Source organism: Caballeronia zhejiangensis (assembly GCF_000698575.1).
In the GTDB taxonomy this organism is placed as follows: domain Bacteria; phylum Pseudomonadota; class Gammaproteobacteria; order Burkholderiales; family Burkholderiaceae; genus Caballeronia; species Caballeronia zhejiangensis.
On record NZ_JFHD01000010.1, the window covers coordinates 124,709 to 147,967 of the forward strand.

Genomic DNA, 23,259 nt, shown 5'->3' on the forward strand with positions numbered 1-23,259 from the left:
TGAATCGAAAAGGAGGAGGCGATGCAGCATGCCATCGGCGCGGCCTTGCAGCCGGCGCAACGCGACGTCATCCGTCATTCGCACGAGCGCTCGGCCACGTTCGGGCTGTGCGAGACGATGCGCCCGGATTACGCCGTGCTGTCGGGCACGGAGCTCGCCGTCAAGCTCGATGAAAGCCGTGCGCTCTTCGCTCACGCGCTGCCGGTGATGGAAACGCTGTACGCGCAGATCGCCAATACGCACAGCATGATCGCGCTCACCGACGCGAGCGGATTGATCCTGCATTCACTCGGCGACGACGACTTCCTCGCACGCGCCGAAAAAGTCGCGCTGCGCGCGGGCGCGCTCTGGAGCGAGGAGCATCAGGGCACGAACGCGATCGGCACGACGATCGCCGAGCGCACGGCCGTCACCGTGCACGGCGACCAGCACTACCTGCGCGCCAATCACTTTCTGACGTGTTCCAGCGTGCCGATCCTCGATCCGCACGGCAATCTCTCCGGCGTGCTCGATGTCACCGGCGACCGACGCGGCTATCACCAGCACACGATGGCGCTCGTGAAAATGTCCGCGCAGATGATCGAGAACCGACTGATCGCGAGCGGGTTCAGCGACGGCCTGCGCATCCGTTTCCATAGCCGGCCCGAGTTCATCGGCACGTTGATGGAAGGCATCGCCGTATTCGATCTCGACGGGCGCCTGCTCTGCGCGAACCGCAGCGCGCAGTTTCAGCTCGGTCTCGAACTCGGCGCTTTGCGTTCGCAGACGCTCGATGCGCTGTTCGGCGAGCGCGTCGATGAACTCATCGCGCGCGCGGGCGATGCGCCTTGCCGGCTCGAACTGCATAGCGGCGTCGCGGTGTTCGCGAGCGTCGATTTTCACGCGCGGAACATGTCGAGCGTCCCGAGCACGACGAGCACGATTCCCGCACGCGAGCGCGCCGGTTCGAGCCTCGCCGATCTCTGTACCGGCGATGCGCAGATGAACGACATCGTCGCGCGCGTGCGCAAGGTCATCGGCAAGAACATACCGATTCTGATCGGCGGTGAAACGGGCGCGGGCAAGGAAATGCTCGCGCGCGCGATCCACGACGATTCGCCGCGCCGCGCGGGGCCGTTCGTTGCGGTGAACTGCGCATCGCTGCCGGAGACGCTGATCGAATCGGAGCTTTTCGGCTATGCGCAGGGCGCGTTCACGGGCGCGGCGAAGCGCGGCGCGATCGGCAAGATCGTGCAGGCGAACGGCGGCACGCTCTTTCTCGATGAAATCGGCGACATGCCGCTCGCGATGCAAAGCCGTCTGCTGCGCGTGCTGCAGGAACGCGTCGTCGAGCCGCTCGGCGCCGCGCGCGCGGTGCCGGTCGATTTCATGCTCGTCTGCGCGAGCAATCGCAAGCTGCGCGAGCGCGTCGCGCAGGGCGAATTCCGCGAAGATCTGTATTACCGGATCAACGGTCTTTCTGTGACGCTGCCGCCGCTTGCCGCGCGCTCCGACCTGCGCGCGGTCGTCGACAAGATTCTGCGGCACGAGCGTTTCGCCGGGCGCGTCGTGTACGTCGACGACGACGTGCTCGCGCTCTTCGCGCGTCATCCGTGGCCGGGCAACATACGGCAGTTGAGCAATGTCCTGCGCACGGCGTCCGCGATGCTCGACGATCACGACACGCATATCCGCATCGAACATCTTCCGCACGATTTCGTCGATGAACTCGGCGAACAGCCCACATTCGATAACGCAACGCCGCCCGCGAACGTCGCGCGTCTTGTCGACATCGAAGCGAGCGCGGTGAGCGCCGCGCTCAAGGCGCACGGCGGCAATGTATCCGCGACGGCGCGCGCGCTCGGCATATCGCGCACGACGCTGTATCGGAAGTTGCGCGTTTAATCGGCTGGCAATTTCGCGTCGGACGCGGGCAACGCGCCGCTGTGATCCTTCAGCCCGACGCCGGTGAGCTTCAGGCGGCGCGCTTCGTTCAGCAGCCACATCAGCTTGAATGCGGCGATTTCGTAGTCGAGTCCTTCGGGCCGCACATTCGATATGCAGTTGCGCTCGGCGTCGTTGCGTCCGGCGCGCGGCGCGTAGGTCACGTAAAGACCGAGGCTGTCGGGCGAACTGAGCCCCGGCCGTTCGCCGATCATTACGACGACGATCTGCGCCCGCAAAAGCTCACCGATGCGATCGCCGAGGGCGACGCGCGCCTGCGTCGCGATCACGACGGGACCGACGTTCCATCCGTCGAGCCGCGCACGCAATGTCGCGAGCAAGGGCGCGACGTGACGTTGCGCGGCGAAGGCCGACAAGCCATCGGCGGCGACGAAAACGATATCGCTTTCGGATGCGTGCGCTGCAAGCCGTTGCGCGCTTTCATCGTTCAGCACGCGGCCCAGATCCGGCCGACGCAGATAGCGATCGCGATCGGGCGCGGCGCTTTGCGCATCGAGCGTATCGAAGCCGGCGGCGCGAACGGCTTCGCGCAACGCGACGGTATCGAGCGGCTGATGCACCGCGTCGCGCGCCTGCGCATGCGCGAGTTCGAATGCGAGCAAGGGCGCGGTCGGCAGGCTGCTGCCCGCGCGGCCGAGCGCGATGCGCGCGTTGGTGAAGCGCCGCAGCGCGTCCCAGGCATCGGCGTTCGTCATGAGTCGATCCAGTCGAGCAAAGGTTGCGTGGGCGCGGCGAGCAGATTGCCGCGGCCATCGGTGACGCGCATCTTCGCGAGCCACGCTTCGAATTCCGGCGCGCGTTTCAGGTTCAGCGCGCGGCGGATATAGAGCGCGTCATGAAACGACGTGCTTTGATAGTTGAGCATCACGTCGTCCGCGCCCGGCACGCCCATGATGAAGTTGACGTTCGCCACGCCGAGCAGCGTGAGGAGCGTGTCCATGTCGTCCTGATCGGCTTCGGCGTGATTCGTGTAGCAGATGTCGCAGCCCATCGGCACGCCGAGCAGCTTGCCGCAGAAGTGGTCTTCGAGTCCCGCGCGGATGATCTGCCGTCCGTCATAGAGATATTCCGGGCCGATGAAGCCGACCACCGTGTTCGTCAGAAGCGGTTGGAAGCGGCGCGCGACCGCGTACGCGCGCGCTTCGCAGGTCTGCTGATCGACGCCGTGATGCGCGTTCGCCGACAGCGCGCTGCCTTGCCCCGTCTCGAAGTACATGACGTTATCGCCGACGGTCCCGCGTTTGAGCGAGAGCGCCGCGTCGCGCGCTTCCTCCAGCAACGCGAGCGACACGCCGAAGCTCGCGTTCGCGCGCTCCGTGCCCGCGACGGACTGGAACACGAGATCGACGGGCGCGCCTTGCTCGATGGCGGCGAGCGTGTTGGTGACGTGCGTGAGGATGCACGACTGCATCGGCACGTCGTAGCGCTGGCGGAAATCGTCCATCATCGCGAGCAGCTTGCCGATGGCGGCGGGCGAATCCGATGCGGGATTCACGCCGATGACGGCATCGCCGCAGCCGTACAACAGGCCGTCGAGCATCGATGCGGCGATGCCCTTCGGATCGTCGGTCGGATGATTCGGCTGCAGGCGCACCGAGAGATGCCCCGGCAGGCCGATCGTCGTGCGAAAGCGCGTGACGACCGGGCGTTTTCTGGCAGCGAGGATCAGATCCTGATTGCGCATCAGCTTGGAAACGGCGGCGGCCATCTCCGGCGTCACGCCCATCGTGATGCGTTCGAGCGCGGCGGTGTCGGTGGTATCGGCGAGCAGCCACTCGCGGAATTCGCCGACCGTCAGGTGCGCGATCGGCGCGAACGCTTCGCGCGAATGCGTATCGACGATGAGGCGCGTGACTTCGTCGTCCTCGTAGGGAATGAGCGGCTCGTCGAGAAACGCGGCGAGCGGCACCTGCGCGAGCGCCATTTTCGCGGCCACGCGTTCTTCCTCGGTGGCGGCCGCGATGCCCGCGAGTTCGTCGCCGGAGCGCCGCGGGCTGGCGCGCGCGAGCAGCGTCTTCAGATCGTCGAAGCGGTAGCGGCGCGCGCCAATCGTCTCGTGAAAGCTCATTGCTTTCCTCTCGGAAGCATCGATTCATGCACTTTAGCCGCTTTCGCGGGCATCGCGCGTCGGTCAAAAAAAGCGCGTCCGGGCCGAAATCCGCCCGCATGCGATAATTTTTCGCTCGATTCAGCCAAAACCCGCCCGCAAGCCCGTGAAAAACCTGCTCGTTCCCATCGATCGCCTGAGCGAGTTCGATGAAATCGTCGACGTCCGCACACCGCTCGAATTCGCCGAGGATCACATTCCCGGCGCGATCAACGCGCCCGTGCTCAGCAACGAAGAGCGCGTGATCGTCGGGACGATGTACAAGCAGGTCTCACCGTTCGAGGCGACGCGCGTCGGCGCGGCGATGGTCGCGCGCAATATCGCGATGCATCTCGACACGATCTTCGCCGACAAGCCGCGCAACTGGCGTCCGCTCGTCTATTGCTGGCGCGGCGGCAAGCGCTCCGGCTCGATGACGACGTGGCTCAACATGATCGGCTGGCAGGCCCGGCAACTCGACGGCGGCTACAAGAGCTATCGGCGCGACGTGATCGAGCGGCTCGGCACGCTGCCCGGACGTTTTCGCTATGTCGCGCTGATCGGCCATACGGGCAGCGGCAAGACGCGGCTGCTGAAGGCGCTCGACGCGGCCGGCGCGCAGACGCTCGATCTCGAAGGACTCGCCGCGCATCGCGGTTCCTTGCTCGGCGCGCTGCCGGGACGCCCGCAGCCGACGCAAAAAGCGTTCGATTCGGCGCTCCTGAAGACGCTTTCGGGCTTCGATCCGGCGAAACCGGTTTTTGTCGAAGCGGAAGGGCGGCGCATCGGATCGATCACGATGCCCGACGCCATCCTCGACAATCTGCACGCGGCGTCGTGCGTGGAAGTCGAGGCGCGGCGCGAGGACCGCATCGCGTTCTTGCTGCAGGATTACGCGCATCTTTTCGACGATCCCGCGTTTTTCAAGGCGCAATTGTCGAAGCTCGTCGCGCTGCATAGCCGGGAGCGCGTCGCGCACTGGCATCGGCTGATCGATGACAACGCGCGCGCGGAGCTTTTCGCCGAACTGATCGACCGTCATTACGATCCGGCGTATGGACGCAGCAGCCAGGCGCTCTATACGAAGCTGCCGCATGCGGCGCACGTGCTGTTCCGTCCGAACGACGCGGACAGCGTCGATCAGGCGAAAGCCTTGCTCGCCCGGCTCGCCGAGACGACGCCCGCGCTCTGATTCAATTTCATCACTCGAAAGAAAAAGATATGACCACGTTTTCACAACCTCGCGTCGCACGCGGCTGGCTGGTATTCCTGCTGATCGCCGTCGTGGGCCTGTTCTACGTGAAATGGTTTCCGTACTACAACCGCGCGTTCGTCGCGGCGAGCCAGCATTCGATCGGCAAATCCATTCTGATGGGCACGTCGGCGAGCGCGCCGGAGCCGTCGTGGCAAGCCGCGCTCGACTACGCGATCGCCTACGGCAAGGCCATCTGGCAGGCGATGGTGCTCGGCCTTCTGCTCGGCTCCGCGGTGCAGGCGCTGATTCCGCCGCGCTGGGTCGCGCGGGCGCTGGGCGAGCACAACTTCGGCAGCGTCGTGAACGGCGGGTTGATGTCCTTGCCCGGCATGATGTGCACGTGTTGCGCCGCGCCCGTCGTCGCGGGGCTGCGTGCGCGCGAAGCGGCGCCGGGCGCGGCCGTCGCCTTCTGGCTCGGCAATACCGTGCTCAATCCGGCGGCGCTGGTTTTCATGGGCTTCGTGCTCGGCTGGCAGTGGACCGGTTTGCGGCTCGTGCTCGGCGTATTGATGGTGTTCGGCCTCGGCTACGCGATCAACCGGATGGTGACGCCGGCGCAGGCGGCGTCGTCGCGTCAGGCGCTTGCCAAGCTGATCGAAGAGGACGAGCCGGGCACGGCGTTTTCGCGCTGGATCAAAATTCTCGGACGCATGACGTTGCGGCTCGTGCCCGAATACATCGTGCTCGTGCTGCTGCTTGGCGCGGCGCGCGCCTGGCTCTTTCCGCACATCGGTCCGGATATCGGCAACGGCATGTGGTGGATCGCGGCGTTTGCCGTCGCGGGCACGCTCTTCGTGATTCCGACCGCCGGCGAAGTGCCCATCATTCAGGCGATGCTTTCGCTCGGCATGGCGACGGGACCGGCCGGCGCGCTCTTGATGACCTTGCCGCCCGTCAGCGTGCCGTCGCTCGCGATGCTCGCGCGGTCGTTTCCGCCGCGCGTGCTCGCGTTCGTGGCCGCGTCGGTCGTGGTGTTCGGGATCGTTGGCGGGGTGATTGCGGCGGCGGTGTTCTGAACGCGCGCGGCGCCTCAATGAATCGCCGCGCCCGCCTTGATCAGCAACTTGAACGGCAGCGCGAGCAGCATCGCGCCGCCGACGCCCGCCATCCACAACGCGACGAACCAGAACACCTTGCGCGCGCGCTCAATGGTAGTGATGTTCGCCATGACGCACCTTTCCTCTGAAGACCCAATAGCCTAGCGTCGTGTAAGCGACGATCACAGGCAGAATCACCGCCGCGCCGACGATCGTGAAGAGCTGGCTCGAACGGGGCGCGGCCGCATCCCAGATCGAAACGCCGGGGAAAATCTCGTGCGGCGACACGCTCAGCACCAGACCCGAGTAGCCGAGAAACACGAAGCCGAGCGCGACGGCAAACGGCCGCTTCTCGTGACGCGATGCGATCGAGCGGCGCATCGCCCACGCGCAAACCGCGACGAGCACGGGCACCGGCAACATGCGATAGAACCACGGCGAATCGAACCAGCGCGACGCGATGCCCGCGTCTTGCAACGGCGTCCAGATGCTGACGACCGCGATCGTCGCGAGTTGCAGAACGGTCAGCGGCCACACGACGCGATACATCCGCCGCTGCAGATCGCCTTCCGTTTTCGCGATCAGCCAGCACGCGCCGAGCAGCGCATAAGTGACGACCAGCGCGCCGCCCGTGAAGATCGAGAAGGGCGTGAACCAGCCGAAGGCATCGCCGGAAAAACGGCCGTCGGCGACCGGAATGCCGTCGAGAAACGCGCCGAGCGCCACGCCCTGAAAGAACGTCGCGCCCGCCGATCCACCGATGAACGCCAGATCCCACATATGCTTCGTGCGCTGCGCCTTCGCGCGGATTTCAAACGACACGCCGCGGAAAATCAGGCACACGAGCATCAGCACGAGCGGCAGATACAGCGCGGACAGCACGGTCGAATAAACCATCGGGAACGCGGCGAACAATCCCGCGCCGCCGAGCACGAGCCACGTTTCGTTGCCGTCCCAGACGGGCGCGACGGTGTTCATCATCACGTCGCGATCGTGCTGATCCGGAAAGAACGGGAAGAGAATGCCGATGCCGAGGTCGAAGCCGTCGAGCACGACGTAAAGGAACAGGCCGAACGCGATGATCGCGGCCCAGGCGAGTGTGAGGTCCATGTTCTTAAGCTCCTTCGATGGACTGATTCGGAAGGCTGAGCGGACGCCGCGCGCTGCCGTCCGACGGCTGCGTCGACGCGCCCGGCAACGCGGGGCCGTGACGCAGCAGCTTCAGCAAGTAGTAGATGCCCGTGCCGAAGACGAAGGTGTAGACGATCACGAACGCGAGCAGCGACACGCCGACTTGCTGCGCCGTGACCGGCGAGACGGCATCGGCAGTACGCATCACGCCGTACACGACCCAAGGCTGGCGTCCGGCTTCGGTCGTGACCCAGCCCGCGAGCAGCGTGATGAATCCGCTCGGACCCATCGCAAGCGCAAAGCGATGGAACCAGCGCGCCTCGAACAGCTTGCGCCTGCGATGCAGCCACCACGCCGCGAACGACATCACGATCATCAGCACGCCGAGTCCGGCCATCACGCGGAAGCTCCAGAACACGAGCGTCGAGTTCGGACGGTCTTCCTTCGGGAATTCCTTCAGGCCGCGAATCTCGCCGTCCCAGCTATGCGTGAGGATCAGGCTGCCGAGATGCGGAATCTGCACGGCGTATTTCGTCGTTTCGGCTTCCATGTCGGGAATGCCGAAGAGATTGAGCGCGGTGCCGCCTTTCTCCGTTTCCCAGATGCCTTCGATCGCCGCGATCTTCGCCGGCTGATGTTCGCGCGTGTTGAGGCCGTGCGCGTCGCCGACGAGCGCCTGAATCGGCGTCAGGGCGAGCAGCAGCCAGAGCGACATCGAAAACATCTTCTTGATGGCCGGATCGCGCCGGCCTTTCAGCAGATGCCACGCGCCGGTCGCGGCCACGACGAGCGCCGCCACGATGAACGCCGCAATCGCCATATGCGCGAGCCGGTACGGAAACGACGGATTGAAGATGATCGCCCACCAGTCGACCGGCACGACATGATCGCCTTCGATGCGAAAGCCCTGCGGCGTCTGCATCCAGCTATTCGAGGCGAGAATCCAGAAGGTGGAGATGAGCGTGCCGATGGCGACCATCAGCGTTGCGCCGAAGTGCGCCTTCGGGCCGACCTTGTTCCAGCCGAACAGCATGATGCCGAGGAAGCCCGCTTCGAGGAAGAACGCGGTCATCACTTCATAGGTGAGCAGCGGCCCGGTGATCGGACCGGCGAAGCTCGAAAAGCCGCCCCAGTTGGTGCCGAATTCGTACGCCATGACGACGCCCGACACGACGCCCATGCCGAACGCGACGGCAAAGACTTTCGACCAGAAGAGACACAGCTCCTTGTAGACCGGCTTGCCGGTTTTGAGCCACGCGCCTTCGAGCACGGCGATGAAACTCGCGAGCCCGATGGAAAGCGCCGGAAAGATGATGTGGAACGAGACGGTGAACGCGAACTGGATTCGGGCCAGATCGAGTGCTTCGGGAGTCGAATGCATGATGACTTGTGCCTTGAAATTCACGCGCGCCCGCAGTCGGGAGCGGTTGTGTCCTGTGCTGATCGAGACGTGCGACGGGCCGGAGCTTAGCTCTGTTTCGAGACGGGTGTTGCGCTGCGTCAGTGAATTGTCATTGCGCGCAAATGCCGCAGTTTCAAGGGTTTAGCACCGCTATCGGATTGATTTCTCGATGATTTCGAGATGGAGATTTAGTGCGCTGCGGCAAGATCGCGCACGCGTTTTCGCGACAATCGACCGCACTGGAATCGCCGCGCGCAAGAGGCGCCGGTTTTGATCGGTTCAGAAAGAACTTTTACGTTGTCGCGGCACGGGACGTGCGACAGGCGCGGTTACCATAATCGCTTTTGACACGCGCGACGTGCGCGTAGGAAGGAGAAGCATCATGCGCCTCGATGACCAGCAGGAAAGTCAGAATGTAGAGGACCGGCGCGGCGGGGGCGGTTTTCGAATGGGCGGCGGATCGATCGGCATCGGGACGATCGTCGTGGCGCTCGCGGCGTCGTATTTCTTCGGCATCAATCCGATGACGATCATCAACGGCGCGCAAGTTCTGCATGGCAACGCGCCGCAACAGCAGGCCGCACCGTCCAATGCGCAACCGGCCAACGATCCCGGCGCCGTGTTCGTGCGCCGCGTGCTCGGCAACACGGAACAGACGTGGCAGCACATCTTTCGCGCGCAGTTCAATCAGGACTATCCGGCGCCGCGGCTCGTGATGTTTTCCGGCGCCACGCAAACCGCGTGCGGCACCGGGCAGGCAGCCATGGGCCCGTTCTATTGCCCGAACGACCGCAAGGTGTACATCGATCTTTCGTTCTATCGCGAGTTGCGCGACCGCTTCGGCGCGAGCGGCGATTTCGCGCAGGCGTATGTGATCGCGCATGAAGTCGGGCATCACGTTCAGAACGCGCTCGGCATCATGAACAAGGTCGATCAGGCGCGCTCGCGAATGTCGCGCGAGCAGGCGAACGCGCTGTCGGTGCGCGTCGAGTTGCAGGCGGATTGCTTCGCGGGCGTCTGGGCCGCGGTCGCGCAGCGCGAGAACGCCAAGCTGATCGAGCCGGGCGATTTCGAGCAAGGCTTGAACGCGGCGGCCGCGATCGGCGATGACCGTCTGCAACAGCAATCGCAAGGTCGCGTCGTGCCCGAGGCGTTCACGCACGGGACGAGCGCGCAACGCCAGCGCTGGCTGCGGCGCGGCATGTCATCGGGCGATGTCGCCCAGTGCGACACGTTCTCGACGCGTTCGCTCTGATCGACGGGCGCGCGTCGCGGCAACCGGACGCTGTGAATTGGTCTATTCTGAAGCCGTCGCAGCGTCCGTTTCCGGATAGTCCTTACAAACGCTGACATCGCGTTCGTCTCAAATTCATTAGAATCGCTGGTTTTCCGGGTTCGGCCCAGCATTGCCGCTGGCCGCGACTCGCACCGGAACATTCTCGTCCCGTTCATGAAGCGAATTCTGATCGTCAAAGTCACGTCTCTCGGCGATATCGTCGAGACGCTACCCGTCGTTGCCGATCTGCGGCGCGCGTTTCCTTCCGCCAAAATCGACTGGGCCGCGGACGCCGCCTTCGCCGATATCATCCGCTGGAATCCCGGCGTCGATCGCGTGCTGAGCGCGCCCTTGCGCAAGTTCAAGAAGGCGCGCAGCTGGAACGATCTGAAGGAGATCGGCGCGTCGATCGGTGAGTTGCGCGCGGAAAAATACGACGTGATCGTCGATATTCACGGTGTCTACAAGAGCGCGATCATCGCGTTCATCGCGCGCGGACGGCGGCGTTACGGGTATCTGAATCAGGATCTCGGCGAGCGCGGCGCGGCTTTCGCGTACAACGCGCGCTTCGGTCCGCGTCCGCTCACCGATGCCTGGCGCGGCATGCGCGTGAGCGTCGCGGATGCGCTCGGCTATCGTCTGGAAGACCCGCCCGACTTCAACATCCGCCTGCCCGCGCCCACCCGCGAACTGAACATTCCGCGCGACGCGCGCATCGCGATGCTGTTTCATGCGACGTCGGCGGACGTGAAGAAGTGGCCGCAGTCGCATTGGGGCGAAGTCGGCCGCTGGCTGACCGCGCGCGGTTATTCGATCGCGCTGCCGTGGGGAACGGAGCGCGAGCAGGACGAGGCGCGAGCCATCGCCGCGCTCGTGCCGGGTGCGACCGTGCTGCCGAAGCTGTCGGTCGTGGAATGCGCCCACTGGATTCAGGCGTCTGAACTCGTTGTCGGCGCGGATACCGGGCTCGTGCATCTCGCGCACGCCCTGCAGCGCCGCACCGTGATGTTGTTTGCCGCGACCTCGCGAGAGCATTTCGGCGTGAATGATCCCGGACGGTCGGTGTCGATCGGCGAAGAGGGCGCACCTCCCGACGTGCCGCAAGTGCTGGCTGCCATCGAAAGCGTGACGAATTCGCCGCAAAAACCCGTTCCTCATTCGGCCGAATCGGGCGCTACGGTTCGCTGAACATGAGTCGCAGCGAAACTTTGTGCGCATAAACTCATGCGACGCTTGGCCCGGTAGAAAATCCATCGCGCGGAAAAAATATCAGTACGCTAACGTAAAACTTGCCATACAGCACTTGACGGCAACCCCGGCAAGCACGACGATTGCGGAAAACACCTAAGAATCGTCCGATAAGATGACCGAAGAAACCGTCGCAGATGCGCGCCAGTCGCTGGCGCGTCTCGAACCGTCCGAGATTCCGCTCGGCACGCCGCTCGAATGGCCGATCGTCGCCGCAGATGGCGCGATGTTGTTCGACGCCGGCGCCGTCGTGCCGGACGGCGCGGCGCTCGAATTCATGTTCCGGCACTTCGAGCCGAATCGTGCGATTCAGGCGGCAGCGCCGAGCGCGCCCGAGGAAGAGTTCGCGAAGGACGGGCCGCTGACGCTGGAGGACATCGGTCTCACGATCGGCGCGCGGGTCGGCTTGCGCGGCACGGGCGGCACGGGTTCTGCCATGTACGCGAGCCGCGTGATCGGCTTTTCGACGCCGCGCCGCAATGGCGAGCGTTCGCTCTTCGTGACGCAGCCTTTGATGGCGGGATTCGATCCGCTCGTTCTGACGCTGGGCGAGCAGGTCGATCTGGTCGCGCTGACGGGGCGGGGCGTGTTCCGCTTCGCCTGCACCGTCGATGCCACCTGCCGCGAGCCGTTCAATTACGCGGTGCTATCGGCGCCGGGCGCGATCCGCCGATTGCGCACGCGCAAGTTCGCGCGGATGCCGACTCGTCTCGCGGCGCATTTCGCGGCCGTCGGGGAGCCGCAGAGCGCGCTGCAACTGGGCCGCGTGAGCGACATCAGTCCGTACGGCATGTCGCTGACCGTCGCGAATCCGGTCGCGCACATGGGCGAGCGTCTGCAACTTTCATTTCAGTTCAGGACCGATGGCGTCGAGGTGAAGATCGAGACCATCGCGATCGTGCGCCATGTCGGCGCGACCGATCCTGCCGATGGCAGCGCGGCGTACGGGCTCGAGTTCGAAACGCTCGAACCGTCGCAGCGGATCGCGCTGAAATCGTTTATGGCCGAGCACAGCTAAGCGGCCTCGACGCGCTTCAGGCGCCCGGAAAGCCGTCGGGAAAGAGCCGCTCGACCGCCGCCTCGAAATGCTGAATCGGCGCGGCGCCGCGCAGCGCGATCGGCGGCGGCGGTTCCTGGCCGGGCGCGGGCTCGCGCGACAGCACAGCGAACGGCACGCCCGTCACGCCGAGCTTCTTCGCGAACTCTTCGTCTTCGATCACGAGATCGGTGTACGTGCCGTCATCGAGCGCTTCCTCGAGCAGTTCGGGATCCACGCCGCAGGTCGCCGCGATGTCGAGCAGCGCGTCGGTATCGCCGATATCGATGCCTTCCTCGAAATACGCCTTGAAAATCGCCCGATGCACGAGATCGTAGCGGCCGGATTCGCGCGCGAACATCGCCGTCTCGAATGCCTTGCGGCTGCGCGGCGCGACCGGCGGCATACGCATCGTCACGCCGCGTTCTTCCGCCAGCGGACGCACCGATTTCTCCCACGATTCGACGATCTGCTCGCTGTTCGGATCGACGAGCGGCGTCGGCTCCGGACGCAATTCGAACGCGTGCCAGCGAATCTCGACCGCATCGCCGTATGCGTTGCGGAACTGGTCGAGCACGGGCGTCTCGAGATAGCAGAACGGACACACGAAGTCCGACCAGACGTCGATATAAAGAACTGACGTGGATGCCATGTGAGCCTCAAAAACGAACGGCGCGTGTTTGCGCCGTTTGACTGAACCGGGCGAACGCCGCGTTTCCGGCGACGTCCGCAAAACCGGTATGTTAGCGCGTGCGCGCCGCCGACGCGCGGTCGCGCGACGCATCAGAATCCGCCGTCGAGCTCGATCTTGCTGCCGTCGAAGAAGCGCGACAGGCGAAACGCGCGGGGATCGACGATCGGTGCGTCGTTCGCGACGATATCCGCCATCAGTCGGCCCGCGCCCGGACCGATGCCGAAGCCGTGCCCCGAGAAACCCGTCGCGATGAAAAGCCCCGGTTTGCCATCCACGCGGGAGATGACCGGCACGGCATCTGGCGTCACGTCGATATAGCCCGCCCACGCTTGTTCGATGCGCAATGGATTCAGCGCCGGAAAGAGCTTGCGGAACTCCGTGACCGCCGCTTCGTTGAACGATTCGACCGGCACCGGATCGAGCGTGCGCGCGGTTTCGAAGACGGTCGGCCGGTCGAGCGGCCAGCGGCGCGGGCGTCGAAGTTCCTCGAAGAAGCGCGCGTTGAGTCCGAGCTTGATCGAACCGATCTGGCTCCTGAGCGCGGGCAGGAATTTGACGAGGAGCCGAAAGCTGTCGGGCGTGATGTCGTGATAGCTGTGAAACGCATTCGCGATGGTGTAGCCGCCGTCCAGACGCTTGCGATAGCCCATTTCCTGATTGCACGCGCTGACGTCGGGTCCGCCGTCGAGCGGCGCGGTGCGCATGACCGACGAACGCACCATGAGTTGCGGCACATCTACGCCGAGACTGCCCGCGAAATAGCGCGTCCACGCGCCGCCCGCGATGACCACGCTCGAACAGCGGATGCGTCCGTGTTCCGTGACCACGCCGTGTATCGCGCCGCCGCTCGTTTCGATGCCGCGCACCGCACAGGGCGTGAGCACTTTCACGCCGCGTTCGCGCAGCGCTGCGGCCATGGCGGGCACGGCGCGTTGCGGTTCCGCGCGGCCATCGCTCGGTGTGTAGATGCCGCCCGCGAAGCGTCGCGACGTGCCGGACATCAACGCGCCGGTTTCGTCGGGCGACGTGATACGCGAATCGAGCGCGTCGCGGCCGACGAGCGCGACGGCGCGCGCGAGCCAGGCTTCGTGATCGGCGAGGGCTTTGGCATCGTCGGCGGCGTAGAGAATGCCGCATTCGCGAAAGCCGGTGTCGATGCCCAGTTCCGCATCGATGCGCCGCCAGAGCTTGAGGCTTTCGAGGCTCAGTTCGAGTTCGCGCAGGTCGCGATGCGTCGCGCGGCACCATCCCCAGTTGCGGCTCGATTGCTCGCCGGCGATATAGCCCTTTTCGCACACGGCGACCGACAAGCCTTTTTCGGCGAGCGCGCGCGCCGTGCTGATGCCGATGACGCCGCCGCCCACGACGACGACATCGACGTGATCGGGCGGCGTGCGGTCTTCGGTGATGCGTTCGGTAGGTGGACCCATGTGATGTGGTGTTGTGTTAAACGCGAACGGGCGATGATAGTCCAATGCGCAGGCTCCCTGCACCCGCTCGAGCGATCGGCTACGATGCAAGCGCTCGGGCTATCGAAGGGCGCCGTTCGGGCACGGCGCGTGCGAATCGTCGGTTCCAATTTATCTTCTGGAGAACTCTCGTGCAAAAGACAGCATCGGCAAAATGGAGCGGCGGCATCAAGGACGGCAAGGGTTTCATCTCGACGCAGACCGGCGTGCTCAACGAGGCGCCGTACGGCTTCAAGTCGCGCTTCGAGGAAGGTCCGGGCACCAATCCGGAAGAGCTGATCGGCGCGGCGCACGCGGGCTGCTTCACGATGGCGCTCTCGCTGCAACTCGAGCTGGCCGGCATGAAGGCCGAGAGCCTCGAAACCAAGTCGACCGTGACGCTCGATAAAGACGGCGACGGCTTCACGATCACCGCCTGCCAGCTCGATCTCAAGGCGAAGATTCCCGGCGCCGACAAAGCCGCTTTCGACAAGGCTGCGCAGGCCGCGAAAGAGGGCTGTCCGGTGTCGAAGCTGTTTGCGGGCAACGCGAAGATCACGTTGAACGCCGAGCTGGTGTCGTAAGCGGCGTGGCAGTCGAAGCCGAAAACGCGGACGGCCACATCACCCGTCCGCGTTTTTTTCGCGCGTCAGTTCCTCGATGATGAGCCGCGCGGGCGCCGGCAATGCCGCGCCTTTTCTGGTCACGACGCCATACGGCTCCGTGCGCGAACGCACCGCGATGGCAAGCCGCTTCGCGAGTCCGTGTCCGGCGAGAAACGTCGCCATGTCGAGCGGCATCATTGCGACGAGCGTCGGATCGCGCTGCAGCAGCAGGACGGTCGTGATGGTCGATGCCGTTTCGATCGGATGCAAGGGCAGCGGCAGCCCCGCTTCCTTGAACTCGCGCTCGTAGAGGCTGCGGATCGGCATGATGGCCGGATAGACGATCCATCGGCTCGAAGCGAGTTCGCTCAACTCGACGCGCGGTGCATCGACGAGCGCATGGGAGACGCCCGCGACGATCGCGAGCGGTTCGTCGCGCAACTCGACGTAGTGGTAATGATCCGGCTGACGCGCGACGCTCGCACGGCAGATCGCGACGTCGAGCCTGCCTTGATCCAGCAGCGCGAGCAGGCGCGCGCTCGTGTCTTCGACGACTTCGATGGTCAGCGCCGGCTGCCGCTCGCGCAGTCGCGCGAGTGCATCGACGAGCACGCCCGACACCGCGCCGGTGATCGCGCCGATGGCGAGCCGTCCGCCCGTGCCTTGCAGAATGCCCGCCATTTCCTCGCGTAAATGCGCGACGTCCATGTGAATCAGCCGCGCATAGCGGATCACGCAGCGCCCGAGTTCGTTCGGCTGAATGCCTTGCGCCGAACGCGTGAAGAGCGTGGCGCCGAGCGTCGCTTCGATCTCGCGCAGCGCCTTGGTCGCGCCGGGCTGCGTAAGCGCCATTTCGTCGGCGGCGCGATGCAGCGAGCCATGATCGTCGAGCGCGATCAGCAGGCGCAGTTGCTTGAGCCGCAAGCGCGCGGCGATGGAATCGGCATTCGGCAGCATGGTTTCGGCAGGCATAGGGACAACGAGAAGATAACGGAAAGTTATTGCCCCGGCAGCAGCTTTCATTATTCAAGCGATGCAGCGTTCTCTACATTGTGGGTTCCGTTCACCTCGTCAAGGAAATACCGACTCATGAAGCTGCTGCGATACGGCGCTCCCGGCCGCGAAAAACCCGGCCTTCTCGATTCCAGCGGCGCGATCCGCGACTTGTCCGGCGTCGTCGGCGATATCGCGGGCGATGCGCTCCTGCCCGAATCGCTCGCACGTCTCGCGAAGCTCGATCCATCGACACTGCCCGTCGTGCCTTCGAACGAACGCATCGGGCCGTGTGTCGGACGCATCGGCAAGTTCATCTGCATCGGGCTCAATTACGCCGATCACGCGGCGGAATCGAATCTGCCGGTGCCGTCGGAGCCGGTCGTGTTCAACAAGTGGCTCTCGGCGGTCGTCGGCCCGAACGACGATGTGCGCATTCCACGCGGCTCGAAGAAGACTGATTGGGAAGTGGAACTGGGCGTCGTGATCGGCAAGGGCGGCGCGTATATCGACGAAGCCGATGCGATGAGTCACGTCGCCGGTTACTGCGTCATCAACGATGTCTCCGAGCGCGAATATCAGATCGAGCGCGGCGGCACCTGGGACAAGGGCAAGGGCTGCGATACGTTCGGCCCGATCGGTCCGTGGCTCGTCACCGCCGACGAAGTGCCCGATCCGCACAAGCTCCCGCTCTGGCTCGAAGTCGACGGCAAGCGTTATCAGAACGGCAACACGAGCACGATGATCTTCAAGGTCGGCGAGATCGTCGCGTATCTCTCGCGCTTCATGAGCCTGCAACCGGGCGATGTCATTTCGACGGGCACGCCGCCGGGCGTCGGCATGGGGCAGAAGCCGGACGCCATCTATTTGCGCGCGGGACAGACGATGCGCCTCGGCATCGAAGGTCTGGGCGTTCAACAACAACGCACGGTGGACGCATGAACCGATACGACTTCACGAATCGCGCGGCTGTCGTGACGGGCGGCGCGCAGGGCATCGGCTACGCGGTGGCGCAGCGTCTATTCGAAGGCGGCGCGCGCGTCTCGTTGTGGGATCGCGATGAAGCCGCGCTGGCGAATGCCCGCGCGCGTCTGGGCGACGTTCAGACCGTGCTCGTCGATCTGACGGATCGCGATGCAGTTGCCAACGCGACGTCGCGCACGCTGGAGCGCTTCGGGCAAATCGACGTGCTCGTGCACAGCGCGGGCATCGCGGGCGCGAACGCGACGGTCGCCGATTACGCGCCGGAAGAATGGTCGCGCGTGATCGACGTCGACCTCAACGCGGCGTTCCATGTGAATCAGGCGATCGTCAGGGCGATGATCGCGCGCGGCTATGGACGCATCGTCAACATCGCGTCGATCGCGGGCAAGGAAGGCAATCCGAACGCGTCGGCGTACAGTGCGGCGAAGGCGGGCGTGATCGCGCTGGCGAAGAGTCTCGGCAAGGAAACGGCCGGCCTCGATATCGCGGTGAACGCCGTGACGCCCGCCGCCGCGCGCACGAAAATCTTCGAGCAGATGAAGCAGGAGCACATCGACTACATGCTGTCGAAGATTCCGCGCGGACGCTTCGTCGAAGTGAACGAGATCGCATCGATGGTCGCGTTCCTCGCTTCGTCGGAGAACTCGTTCACGACGGGCGCGGTCTTCGATCTCTCCGGAGGACGCGCGACTTACTGAACACACGCGTCAAGACAAGAAAATCAAGGAGACAAGCCACATGAATACCTTCGCCGCCCCGCGCGAGGCGACGCTCGACGACAGCCGCATCTACAAGAAAGTGTTCTGGCGCTTCGTGCCGCTGTTCGTCGCGTGCTTCGTGTTTTCGTATCTCGATCGCATCAACATCAGCTTTGCGAAGCTGCAGATGCAAAGCGAGCTCGGCTTCTCCGACGCCATGTACGGCTTCGGGGCGAGCGTATTCTTCGTCGGATACTTTTTATTCGAAGTGCCAAGCAATATCGTTTTGCATCGCGTCGGGGCGAAGCGCTGGATCGCGCGCATCATGATTACGTGGGGCATCGCGTCGGCGTGCATGATGTTCGTGCGCAGCGAAACGTGGTTCTACGTGCTGCGCTTTCTGATCGGCGCGCTCGAAGCGGGCTTCGTGCCGGGCGCGCTGTACTTCTTCACGAAGTGGTTTCCGTCGTCGCGGCGCGGGCGCATCAACTCGTTTTTCATGGCGTCGATCGCGCTGTGCGGGATCATCGGCAGCCCGCTGTCGGGCGCGATCATGAAGTTCTGCGATGGCCTGAACGGCATGCCCGGATGGCAATGGCTCTTTCTGCTCGAAGGCATTCCGTCGGTGCTGCTCGGCTTTGTCGTGCTCGCGTTCGTCGATGACGACGTCGATCACGCAAAGTGGCTCGACGCCGGCGAAAAGCGCGCGCTGAAAGCGCAACTCGCGCGCGATCCGAAAGTCGGCGAAGTGCATTCGCTGAAGGCCGCGTTCAGCCAGCCCGTCACGCTCGTGATGGCGCTCATCTATCTGTTCCTCGCGATGGGCATCTACGGGCTCGTCTTTTGGATGCCGCAGCTCGTGAAAACCGCGGGCACGAGCGATCCGTTCATGATCGGCCTGATCTCGATGCTGCCTTACGCGGTCGCGGGCATCGGCATGATCCTGATCGGCAAGCATTCGGACCGGACCGGCGAACGGCGCTGGCACCTCGGCGCATGCGCGCTCGCGGGCACGATCGGTTACGTGCTGTGCGGCTTTTTCCCGACGAACACGGTGATGCTCGTGATCGGCCTCACGATCGCCGCGACGGGCATCATTACGTCGCTCGGGCTGTTCTGGATTCTGCCGACGCGCTTTCTCACCGGTATCGCAGCGGCGAGCGGCATCGCGCTCATCAATTCGGTCGGGCAGTTCGGCGGGATCATCAGTCCGTACATGGTCGGCAAAGTGAAGACGATGACCGGCAGCGCGACGCCCGGCCTCTATGCGATCGCGTGCGCGTGCCTGCTGGGCGCGATGCTGATAGTGTGGGGCCTGCCGCGCCGCCTGTATTTCCGCGAGAGCGGCAGCGAGTGAAGCGAACTCGACCGCGGGTCAGTGAGGCGCGTTGACCACCACGTACTGAACGGACGTGCCCGAGTATTGCGGCTGATACCACGTCGAGCCGCATTGCTGATACGTCACGCCGTTGACGCTGATCGCGGAGCAACTGGGCGGCAGTGTATGAACGATGGAGCCGACTATGGCTGCCGTCGCGACCACGGTTGTCGTGACGGCGGCAGCGGTTGCCACCGGATGGTCGTTGTACCAGCCGCCGTTGTTGTAGCAGCAGCCGTGGTTGTCACTGATGTTCTGCGCCGCATTCATCCGGTTATTGCTGATGTTTGTCGCCGCGTTCGTTCGGTTCGAACTGACCTGCTGAACGGTGTCCTGCCGGTTGCCCTCACGCGTCGTGCGGTTGGCTTGCCGTGTCGCGACATTGGTTTCATGCGCGCTCTGCCAGGCGCCGCTATTCACGGACGTTTGAGCGCCGCCGCGGACTTGAAAGGCGCTTGCCGTCGACGCGATTGTTGCCAGTAAGAGCGCCGCGCATGCCGTGCTTGAGAAGTTCTTCAAATTCATGATGATGATCTCTACATTAATCGATTATTGCGTGTCTTTGACCTGCACGATTTTGATTTCGCGCGCGTTCTCAGGGGCCGAGAATGCGAATGCGCCATTTCCGATTTCAGGATTGAGGTTCCAGCGATAAATCGCCGTGTATTGCGGCCGCTCCTTGTCCGACAATGTCACGATATTCAACTTGCACGGCAGCGGTTTATCGCCTTTCTGAACCCAGAGCTGCCAATCGACCGATTTTTCGTGGTATGCATAATGTGAGCACGTCGCGCCGTTTATTGTCTCGTCACCGAGATAGGCGGCGGAAAGCACTCTTTTCATGTCGTCCGGATTCGCTCCCAGCGTGAAAATATCGCTTAACGGCAATTCGATTCCGTACTTGTCGCCGAGATCGCTGATCAGTTCCTTGATGGTGGCCGGCGCCGGCACCGTCGCATAGTATTTGCCCGGCTCAGTGTAAAGCGTGAAGTGCTTTCCGTCGAAATAGGCGTGACGACTGCTGCCAGGCGCACCGCCGGAAATATCCGCCTTGAGATGATCGGGGCGATTTACGGTCAGCTTCGTCGTGTGCGACAACTGGACCAATTGTGCCGTTTTACCGTCCACCATGATTTGATCTGTCGTCGAATCGACATCCAGAACGAACTGCTTCACGGTTTGCATATAAGCGCTCATTTTGGCCAGCGCTTCCATTGCGGCGGGATCTGGTTTATGCGCGGTCGCCGTTTCCTTCGCCGATGCGCTTACCATGCTGCATAACGCGCCTGCAACCGCGGCGCACAGCGCGAGTTTCGCGAAGATAGTCGTCATTGTCTTCTCCTGAATTGATGATTGAAATTCGACGAGATAATCATCAGAGAATACCTTTTTGTTATAGGAACATGATTTAGTCCGCGTAAATTTTCTTTGCCGATTGAAATAAATTATATGATGGAAGTGCGTCAGTTCAACTGAAACACTGATTTTCGGTTTTTGCTTCGTGCCCGGCTGACGCGATTATTACGTTTTTTGACGTCGAACTTATTCCCGCCGTATTTTCGGCGCGTTGAATAAGTATTTCGTTTGGCGGCGCGCTGGACAATCGCTGCCTGCGACGCCTTTTATTTGAATAAACGCAATCTGTTTCGGATCAAAGCACAGATCGCAACGCTCGTTGGCGCTAGCGCGCCGGAGCGCTTTTGCGGGCGGCTTTCTGCGCGTACATCTTGCTGTCGCTTGCCGCGAGCAGATCGATCACCGACGAATGCCGATCGGCGTCGAACTGTGTCTGCCCGACGCTGAAGCGAATCCGATAACCCGGCGCCGATGCCGCATTGCTCGCGGCGAGCAATTCGCGCAGGCGATCGAGCGCGCGGCGCGTTTCGTCTTCGCGGGCGTCGGTCAGAAGGGCGACGAATTCGTCGCCGCCCAGACGGCCGATGACATCGCTCTCCCGCAGCGATTCGCGCAGCGCGGCGGCGAAGGTCACGAGCGCGCGATCCCCTTCCGCATGACCGAAGGTGTCGTTGATCTGCTTGAAATCGTCGAGATCGAAGAAGAGCAGCGACGCGTCGCGCTCAAGGCGCTTGCAGACGTTCAGCGCATGCTGCGCGAGCGCTTCGAAGCCGCGCCGGTTCGCGATGAGCGTCAGCTCGTCGACGGTCGCGAGCTCGATCGCCGCGATCTCCTGTTCCGCGATATGCGCGAGATCGCGCAACAGGCCGCGTTCGTCGCCGTCCAGCTCGCGCGGGCGCGTGTCAATGAGACAGAGTGTGCCGAGCTTGCTGCCGTTGGGCACCATGAGCGGCTGACCGGCGTAGAAACGGATGCCCGGATGGCCCGAGACGAGCGGGTTGTCGTGAAAGCGGACGTCTGCGCGGGCGTCGGGAATCATGAAGACGTCGTCTTGCAGGATCGCGTGTCCGCAGAAAGAAATGTCGCGCGAGGTTTCCTGCACGCCGAGACCCGCGCACGACTTGAACCACTGACGGTTTTCGTCGATGAGCGAGACGAGCGCGATGGGTACGTCGAAGACGCGGCGCGCGAGACGCGTCAACCGGTCGAAGCGTTCTTCGGCGGGCGTATCGAGGATGCCGAGCGTGCGCAGGGTGGCAAGGCGGGCGGATTCGTTCTCGGGTATCGGTGCGACGAGCATGTGTCTCCGTGCTTAACGTAACCACTGGAGCCGTTATTCTCTGACAATTGCGCAATAAATACACCCGTTCGTGCCGAAGGCGCGCGGTTGCGTTTTCGCTATGATGCCGATGGTCTGCGGCCCTTTGTCACGGCAATCCCTTCGCACGCGCGGCGCTCGCGCAGGTCCGATGCATTCGGCGCGTTTTTGCTGCAACCTCGTGGCTACATCGCAAGAGCCGACGATCCCATTCAACCGATCCGCCCGGAGCGCCGATGAAATTCAAGCTGGACTGGACCCTCGTTTCCCCGATTCTCGCGCTCGTCGTGCTGGCCGCGGCCGCTTTCATACACAGCGGCGCGCTGATCGTGCTCGCGGCCATCGCGCTGGCGTTCGCCGTGTTCGCGGCGGTGCATCACGCGGAAGTGGTCGCGCATCGCGTCGGCGAGCCGTTCGGCACGCTGGTGCTCGCGGTCGCCGTCACGGTGATCGAAGTCGCGCTGATCGTCTCCGTGATGCTTTCCGGGGGTCCGGAAAAAGCCGGTCTGCCGCGCGACACGGTGTTCGCCGCGATCATGATCTGCAGTTGCGGGATCGTCGGGCTGTGTCTGCTGATCGGCGGCTTGCGGCATCACGTGCAGGATTTTCAGCTGCAAGGCGCGAGCGCCGCGCTCGCGATCCTGTGCGCGCTTTCCGTGCTTACACTGGTCTTGCCGAATTTCACGAGCACGGTCGCCGGTCCCGCGCTTTCGACGTCGCAACTGATCTTCGTCGGCGTGATTTCGCTCGTGCTGTACGTGACGTTCGTGTTCGTGCAGACGATCCGCCATCGCGATTATTTCCTGCCGTTCGCGCCGCCGGCCGCCGCGGGCGTGCAGGACGAGGACGAGGCGCCGCACGCGCCGCCGCCGAGCAACCGGGAGGCGTGGGTCGCGCTCATCTTTCTGATGCTTTCGCTGGTTTCGGTGGTCGGGCTGGCGAAGCTGCTGTCGCCGGCGGTGGAAGCGGGCGTCGCGGCGGCGGGCGCGCCCGAGGCTGTGGTCGGCGTGGTGATCGCCGCGCTCGTGCTGCTGCCGGAAGGACTCGCCGCCTTGCGCGCGGCGCGCCTGAACCGCCTCCAGACGAGCTTGAATCTCGCGCTCGGTTCGGCGCTCGCGAGCATCGGATTGACTATTCCCACAGTGGCCGTCGTGTCGATCTTCATGGGCCAGCCGATTTCGCTCGGGCTCGCGCCCAAGGAAATCGTCATGCTCGCGCTCACGCTGCTCGTGTCCGTCATTACGCTCGGCACGGGCCGCTCGACCGTGCTCCAAGGCGTCGTGCATCTCGTGATCTTTGCGGCTTTCCTGTTTCTTTCGGTCGTGCCTTGACGCGCGTCGTCCGATCAATCGTGCGATTTTGTTACCATT

At 63.8% G+C, this 23,259-nt stretch carries 22 protein-coding genes; 11 read left to right on the top strand and 11 right to left on the bottom strand.

Annotated elements, in window-relative coordinates:
* Positions 1-21 precede the first annotated feature (21 nt).
* Complete coding sequence (locus BG60_RS15530; RefSeq protein WP_008353133.1) at positions 22-1,884, top strand: sigma-54-dependent Fis family transcriptional regulator; 1,863 nt, start codon at positions 22-24, stop codon at positions 1,882-1,884.
* Here the strand turns inward: BG60_RS15530 and eutC are convergent.
* Together eutC and BG60_RS15540 are read right to left on the bottom strand one after the other, a co-directional pair.
* On the bottom strand, positions 1,881-2,639 hold the full coding sequence (gene eutC, locus BG60_RS15535) for an ethanolamine ammonia-lyase subunit EutC (protein WP_008353135.1): 759 nt from the start codon (positions 2,637-2,639) through the stop codon (positions 1,881-1,883). The genes BG60_RS15530 and eutC overlap by 4 nt on opposite strands.
* Complete coding sequence (locus BG60_RS15540) at positions 2,636-4,012, bottom strand: ethanolamine ammonia-lyase subunit EutB (protein WP_008353137.1); 1,377 nt, start codon at positions 4,010-4,012, stop codon at positions 2,636-2,638. The genes eutC and BG60_RS15540 overlap by 4 nt, the downstream gene beginning before the upstream one ends.
* A 145-nt stretch (positions 4,013-4,157) precedes the next feature.
* On the opposite strand from BG60_RS15540, the gene mnmH reads away from it, so the two are divergent.
* Both mnmH and BG60_RS15550 read left to right on the top strand, forming a co-directional pair.
* Positions 4,158-5,222, top strand: a complete 1,065-nt coding sequence (mnmH, locus tag BG60_RS15545; RefSeq protein WP_008353138.1) for a tRNA 2-selenouridine(34) synthase MnmH — start codon at positions 4,158-4,160, stop codon at positions 5,220-5,222.
* A gap of 29 nt (positions 5,223-5,251) precedes the next feature.
* Positions 5,252-6,301 carry a permease gene (locus tag BG60_RS15550; RefSeq protein WP_008353139.1) on the top strand — a complete coding sequence of 350 codons (1,050 nt, stop codon included), beginning with the start codon at positions 5,252-5,254 and terminating at the stop codon, positions 6,299-6,301.
* A 14-nt stretch (positions 6,302-6,315) separates the two neighbouring features.
* Here BG60_RS15550 and BG60_RS39020 read toward each other — a convergent pair whose 3' ends face one another.
* From BG60_RS39020 to BG60_RS15560, 3 genes are read right to left on the bottom strand one after another with little or no spacing between them, the layout of a single operon-like run.
* Positions 6,316-6,453: a hypothetical protein gene (locus tag BG60_RS39020; RefSeq protein WP_167357759.1), complete on the bottom strand. Its 138-nt coding sequence runs from the start codon at positions 6,451-6,453 to the stop codon at positions 6,316-6,318.
* The gene (gene cydB, locus BG60_RS15555; RefSeq protein ID WP_008353140.1) at positions 6,431-7,432 is read right to left on the bottom strand and encodes a cytochrome d ubiquinol oxidase subunit II; all 1,002 of its coding nucleotides are present in this window, start codon (positions 7,430-7,432) and stop codon (positions 6,431-6,433) included. Before cydB ends, BG60_RS39020 begins: the two co-directional genes overlap by 23 nt.
* Positions 7,433-7,436: 4 nt before the next feature.
* The gene (locus BG60_RS15560; protein WP_008353141.1) at positions 7,437-8,834 is read right to left on the bottom strand and encodes a cytochrome ubiquinol oxidase subunit I; all 1,398 of its coding nucleotides are present in this window, start codon (positions 8,832-8,834) and stop codon (positions 7,437-7,439) included.
* Positions 8,835-9,237: 403 nt separating this feature from the next.
* On the opposite strand from BG60_RS15560, the gene ypfJ reads away from it, so the two are divergent.
* The 3 genes from ypfJ (at position 9,238) to BG60_RS15575 (ending at position 12,397) form a co-directional block, all read left to right on the top strand.
* The gene (gene ypfJ, locus BG60_RS15565) at positions 9,238-10,110 is read left to right on the top strand and encodes a KPN_02809 family neutral zinc metallopeptidase (RefSeq protein ID WP_008353142.1); all 873 of its coding nucleotides are present in this window, start codon (positions 9,238-9,240) and stop codon (positions 10,108-10,110) included.
* 195 nt (positions 10,111-10,305) lie between these two features.
* Positions 10,306-11,319 (top strand): lipopolysaccharide heptosyltransferase I, encoded by a 1,014-nt coding sequence (waaC, locus tag BG60_RS15570; protein WP_008353143.1) that lies wholly within the window; start codon positions 10,306-10,308, stop codon positions 11,317-11,319.
* 175 nt (positions 11,320-11,494) lie between these two features.
* Positions 11,495-12,397, top strand: coding sequence for a flagellar brake protein (locus BG60_RS15575; protein WP_008353144.1), 903 nt, complete (start codon positions 11,495-11,497; stop codon positions 12,395-12,397).
* Between the two features lie 16 nt (positions 12,398-12,413).
* On the opposite strand, the gene BG60_RS15580 is transcribed toward BG60_RS15575, so the two are convergent.
* Together BG60_RS15580 and BG60_RS15585 are read right to left on the bottom strand one after the other, a co-directional pair.
* Complete coding sequence (locus BG60_RS15580; protein WP_033537055.1) at positions 12,414-13,067, bottom strand: DsbA family oxidoreductase; 654 nt, start codon at positions 13,065-13,067, stop codon at positions 12,414-12,416.
* Positions 13,068-13,198: 131 nt separating this feature from the next.
* Positions 13,199-14,539, bottom strand: coding sequence for an NAD(P)/FAD-dependent oxidoreductase (locus BG60_RS15585; RefSeq protein WP_008353148.1), 1,341 nt, complete (start codon positions 14,537-14,539; stop codon positions 13,199-13,201).
* A 170-nt stretch (positions 14,540-14,709) separates the two neighbouring features.
* Between BG60_RS15585 and BG60_RS15590 the strand changes: the two genes are divergently transcribed.
* Positions 14,710-15,141 (top strand): OsmC family protein, encoded by a 432-nt coding sequence (locus BG60_RS15590; protein WP_008353150.1) that lies wholly within the window; start codon positions 14,710-14,712, stop codon positions 15,139-15,141.
* Positions 15,142-15,180: 39 nt separating this feature from the next.
* On the opposite strand, the gene BG60_RS15595 is transcribed toward BG60_RS15590, so the two are convergent.
* Positions 15,181-16,119: a LysR family transcriptional regulator gene (locus tag BG60_RS15595; protein ID WP_008353151.1), complete on the bottom strand. Its 939-nt coding sequence runs from the start codon at positions 16,117-16,119 to the stop codon at positions 15,181-15,183.
* A gap of 132 nt (positions 16,120-16,251) precedes the next feature.
* On the opposite strand from BG60_RS15595, the gene BG60_RS15600 reads away from it, so the two are divergent.
* The 3 genes from BG60_RS15600 to BG60_RS15610 are packed head-to-tail and all read left to right on the top strand — an operon-like array spanning position 16,252 to position 19,194.
* A complete protein-coding gene (locus BG60_RS15600; protein ID WP_008353152.1) occupies positions 16,252-17,097 on the top strand; it encodes a fumarylacetoacetate hydrolase family protein in 846 nt (281 codons plus the stop codon).
* On the top strand, positions 17,094-17,837 hold the full coding sequence (locus BG60_RS15605; RefSeq protein ID WP_034471948.1) for an SDR family oxidoreductase: 744 nt from the start codon (positions 17,094-17,096) through the stop codon (positions 17,835-17,837). The genes BG60_RS15600 and BG60_RS15605 overlap by 4 nt, the downstream gene beginning before the upstream one ends.
* A 40-nt stretch (positions 17,838-17,877) precedes the next feature.
* Positions 17,878-19,194, top strand: a complete 1,317-nt coding sequence (locus tag BG60_RS15610; protein ID WP_008353154.1) for an MFS transporter — start codon at positions 17,878-17,880, stop codon at positions 19,192-19,194.
* Positions 19,195-19,212: 18 nt separating this feature from the next.
* Here the strand turns inward: BG60_RS15610 and BG60_RS15615 are convergent, their stop codons facing one another.
* From BG60_RS15615 to BG60_RS15625, 3 genes are all read right to left on the bottom strand, one after another.
* Complete coding sequence (locus BG60_RS15615; RefSeq protein ID WP_309792415.1) at positions 19,213-19,635, bottom strand: DUF6515 family protein; 423 nt, start codon at positions 19,633-19,635, stop codon at positions 19,213-19,215.
* 129 nt (positions 19,636-19,764) lie between these two features.
* Positions 19,765-20,547: a DUF2092 domain-containing protein gene (locus BG60_RS15620; RefSeq protein WP_008353156.1), complete on the bottom strand. Its 783-nt coding sequence runs from the start codon at positions 20,545-20,547 to the stop codon at positions 19,765-19,767.
* Positions 20,548-20,896: 349 nt separating this feature from the next.
* The gene (locus BG60_RS15625; RefSeq protein ID WP_008353157.1) at positions 20,897-21,871 is read right to left on the bottom strand and encodes a GGDEF domain-containing protein; all 975 of its coding nucleotides are present in this window, start codon (positions 21,869-21,871) and stop codon (positions 20,897-20,899) included.
* Between the two features lie 254 nt (positions 21,872-22,125).
* Here BG60_RS15625 and BG60_RS15630 point away from each other — a divergent pair, with 254 nt between their 5' ends.
* The gene (locus BG60_RS15630; protein WP_008353159.1) at positions 22,126-23,220 is read left to right on the top strand and encodes a calcium:cation antiporter; all 1,095 of its coding nucleotides are present in this window, start codon (positions 22,126-22,128) and stop codon (positions 23,218-23,220) included.
* Positions 23,221-23,259: the final 39 nt, after the last annotated feature.